Annotated in this window: 2 protein-coding genes; both read left to right on the forward strand. The window is 54.9% G+C overall.

Annotated features, from left to right (window positions below):
- On the forward strand, window positions 1-2,979 hold a 2,979-nt coding region (locus tag LQZ19_RS19280; protein WP_411049321.1), incomplete at its 5' end, for a hypothetical protein.
- 168 nt (window positions 2,980-3,147) lie between these two features.
- Window positions 3,148-4,143: a hypothetical protein gene (locus LQZ19_RS19285; RefSeq protein ID WP_411049322.1), complete on the forward strand. Its 996-nt coding sequence runs from the start codon at window positions 3,148-3,150 to the stop codon at window positions 4,141-4,143.
- Window positions 4,144-4,276: the final 133 nt, after the last annotated feature.

Below are 4,276 nucleotides of genomic sequence, written 5' to 3' on the forward strand. Positions count from 1 at the left end.
CCGGATGGCAGCCACTTCGGCGAAATCAGAACCGACTTTACGGTACGGAACAACCGGTTCAACGTATCCATGAATATAGTTGACGGAAACGGGACTAGACACTACTCCATTACCTATGTAACCAGGGACGTCACGCCAATTTCGGCAACCGCCCTTGTACCGGGTAATGTCTATACCGTTGCAAGCCCCGGGGACACCCGTTGGACCCGGCTGGGCGCGCCCAATAACGAGGCGGGGACCACCTTTGTGGCCTTCAAGGCGGCAACCTCTGTGGATGGAACAAGCGGTACGGTCTTGGGCTATACTGCGGTAACTGGTACAGAAAAGACCGGGGCTTTCCCCGGAATCAATACCGCCGCAGCGGAAGCTTTCTATAGCGGTACATCGGATTTTACCAACATTCCCGATTCCCTTTTGGAGGAAGACACGGTCCTCAAGCATAGCAGGCTCTTTATCCTCAAAGTCTACGATACTACAACCACAGGCTCCATAGCGGAACAGCTTGCCCAGGCGGCCATCTTCAATATTGATGTGGATAACGAGGACCAAACGAAACCCACCGCGGTGGTAAACCCCTTCCACTGGAAAAACAAGGATGATAATTCCCTCTACGGGAACAGCAAGGACAACGGCCACATAGAACTGGAGGCCGATCTGCCCTCCGGGAAATTTGTCGGGAGTACGGGCGTTCTGGATGGGGACCCCAAGGTTTCAGGGAAGATAAGCATACGGGGCAGCGCCGAGGATAATAACATACTCGGTTCCCTCTGGGTCTACATGGACGGATTTACCTTTGGAGGAGTTACGACGCAAAACATTTATTCCAAGGACTATGCCCCAGCGGCTGACTATTCCAGCGGCGTTCTTACCGGGGTTGACCAATGGGATTCAAACGGCTGGAAACTTACGGTGGAAACCGTATCCCACGATCAAGCGGGCCATAAGGTTAACTGGCGGTTGGACATAGATACCAACAGAATAACTAATATCGCCGCCGTGGACCGGCCCTTCCGGGTTCTTGCCCGGGATTTCCCGATGCCGACCGCGAACACCTCACTGGAAGACTCTACCCAGACCATTGCCGCCGCTAAGACGCCCTATTACCGCATGGACGTGGTACCCTATATCTCAAGTATTACCACCGGTGTGCGGAACCAGGGGGGCTTAAAGAACAACAACATCCGTTCCGCCGATGGCAAATATTCGGTTATTCAGGGATCTAATGACACCTTTATTACCGTTGCGGGCTTTAACCTTACCCCCATAACCGATGGGGTGCGGATTCTTGACGCGGATACGAACACCGCCTACAACCCGGCGGCAACGATCCTTCCCGGAACCGCCCTGACCTTTAGCGGAGCTTCCGCGACGGGATTTTTGGCTTCCAATGATTCTCTCAAATCCGGATACCTGGCGGTATACAGCGGAACTGCGGGTGCGCCGGTGGGAACCCTGAATAATATCAACAACAACGATTCTGCGGGCGCCTATACCCTCACTTCCAGCACCAACGGCCTGGACCAGGAAAATCAGCCCAACCGCGAGGCGGACCGCTACATCACCAAGAACATACGCCTTACGGACGACCGGTATTTGCAGTTCTACACGGTTAAACAAACCGATGTTAAAAACGGGTATTACCCGGTTATGCTTATGAATGACGATAATCCGGTATTCGGGTATCTTGATTTGAAGGGAGGCAGCAATGGTATTCCCCAGGTAGGACCCGGTACCAATGCCGGTACCTATTATCCCAGCCATGCCATGCCCCAGCGTACGGAATTTAACCTTGGTACCGGGGCGCGGCAGTATACGGAATATCTGATAAAGGCGTCTATCTGGGATGCCATGGGTATGGCCCGGGATGAATCGGGCAGGTACATCCATGCCACCACCTATAACCGGGATGGCGGGTATTTCGAGCTTATCTATGACCGGTATGCGGAACTGCACGGCACCGGCGCTGAAGGCTGGGGAACCGGCGTCGGTTATACCGAATATTCAGGCAACTGGGCACAGTCCGACTATAATAATGCTATCAGCCTGGAAAGCGTCAATTTTGGCAGTCTCCTGCTTGACCGGTTTCAGTATCCCAAACTGATTGCCCGGGGGAATTCCGTTAGTTCCTATGCCCGTTATTACATGAGCTACTATGACGATAATACCGGAGAGTTGATTTTCCGTAATTTCAGAATAGGCAATTCTACCGCAAATGTTACCAATGTTGGACGCTTGTCGAGTATCGGATCGGATTCTGCCGGAACGGCTTATAGTAGCCCCTACATTAATATTACGGATTATAATACCACAGGCCGCCTCGTTGCCGCCGCGGGGGCGTCAAATCATTTTGATATGGCGGTAAGCTCAACAAACGTGGTGGTTGTCGCCTATTACGATGAATCCGATGGGCAGCTAAAAATTAAGTACTCCAATGGTCCTGTAGACGGCAGTAGTCCGGGCACGGTTGTAACATGGCTTAATTCTCCGGTAGACCTGCCGGACTATGTGGGCGCCTATGTCTCCATGGTGATGGACAGCTCCGACGGCCTGCACATTGCCGCCTACGATGCCATAGACAGCGATCTGAAGTACATCTACATCCCCAGCTATTCCGGCGGCTCATACACAGCGGTAACGGTGGATCAATACGGATCGGTAGGGAACTGGACCCAGATAAAGCTCCATCCCACGACCGGCGTCCCCTATATTGCCTATTACAACGCCACGGAAACCGGCGGCCGGGATACCATCAAGCTGGCCTATGCAAAAACCGCTGTTACAAGCGCTGCTGATGGCGGGGTAGACGTAAACGGCTATACCACCGGTAAATGGGAATACATGACCATTCCGGCCCTGACCCCGCCCCAGGGCGGATCAACGGAGTTCCAGAAGGTAAACCTGGGCTTTACCACCGCCAACAAGCCGGTGCTGGGCTACCTGGGTACGAACATTGAGTTCTCCTACCCGGTGGGAGAATAAGGAGGATAACGGACCGCGAAGGAGAATAAGGCGCAGAAGGAAAGAAAAAACAGGGTATTTCCCCCATAATTCTTCTGCGCCCTTTTTCGCCCCTTGTGCCTTTGCGGTTAATAATCCTAAAGTTTATAATATTACGCCCAGCGCCTTTGCCGGGCCGTTGGAGGATCCATGAGCAGAAAAAATGTACGAAGTTCCCCGCGGCGAAAACCCGGAACCGGAAAAAGCCTTTCCCGGCGCTTCCGGCTGGTCTCCGCCTTGGCAGCCCTGGTCCTTGTCCTGATAGCGGTATTTATTCTCACCCGCCCCCCACTGACTTGGTACGTAGAGGAAGGATTGGAAAGCCCCTGGCGCAGGATCCTGAATACCGGATCCCCTCCGCGGGGCTTTAAAAGAGATGTACGGATCTTAAAACCCGGCGAGACACCCCCGCGCAAAGGCCAGGGGTTTATCATCACCCGGAAGCGTGAAGAGAGCGGCCAGGCGGTAACGGTCTACCCCCGGCTCTCCTTCGATCTGGAATACCAGGGCGCCATGGTCCTGGCCCTTGACCCCTGGATGGTGTTCCGGAATCACCAATACCCCAGCCTGACCCGGGATCGTATTGTATCCAAAGTAGGGGAGGGCGTACTCCTTATACCCGGCTCGGACCCGGATGCAGTACGGGCCTGGGCCGCGCGCCTTCTGGAACAGCCCGAAGGGGAATTTCCCCAGGGCCCGGAACAATGGCAGGAAGCGGAGTCCTCCCTTTTTACATCCATCTCCTTTCCCCGGGGCTCCATATCCTTTAACTGGCAGGATGTCTGGCAGATCCTGCTTGGCAAGGATATCAGTTGGACCTATGCCCCCCTAAGCCGGGTGCGGGATCTCCCCGCCTACCGTTCCAATATTCTGGAAGCCACAGTTTTCCCCGGCCCCGGTGAAAACCGCTTCGGCCTGCAGGCGGAAATTCTCTGGGCCATCCCCCAGGGCTCCCCCGGCGTTAAACCCAAACTTAAGGAAGCCGCCGTCCTGTGGCTAAAAAGCGGAGAAACCCAAACCCTCATCGCCGACACCCTCCGCTGGCTTCCCGCCGCCCCCGAAGGCAAGCCCTTTAACCCCGCCGCCATGTCCGCCCGCCTTGCCTGGCTCACCTGCTCCTATGTCTGGGAGCAGCACGGCGATTAGAGCCCATTACGGATCACCTATTCTATCCCAGCCTCCCGCAGCTTCCGTCTAAGCTCATCAATCGCCCGGTCCTTCTCCTCGAGTATCGGCTTGTATTTCGCCTCAGTCTCTTCCTTCCCGGCTTCGCGGCTGG

It is taken from the genome of Treponema primitia (assembly GCF_046533075.1).
GTDB classification, from domain to species: Bacteria; Spirochaetota; Spirochaetia; order Treponematales; family Breznakiellaceae; genus Termitinema; species Termitinema primitia_B.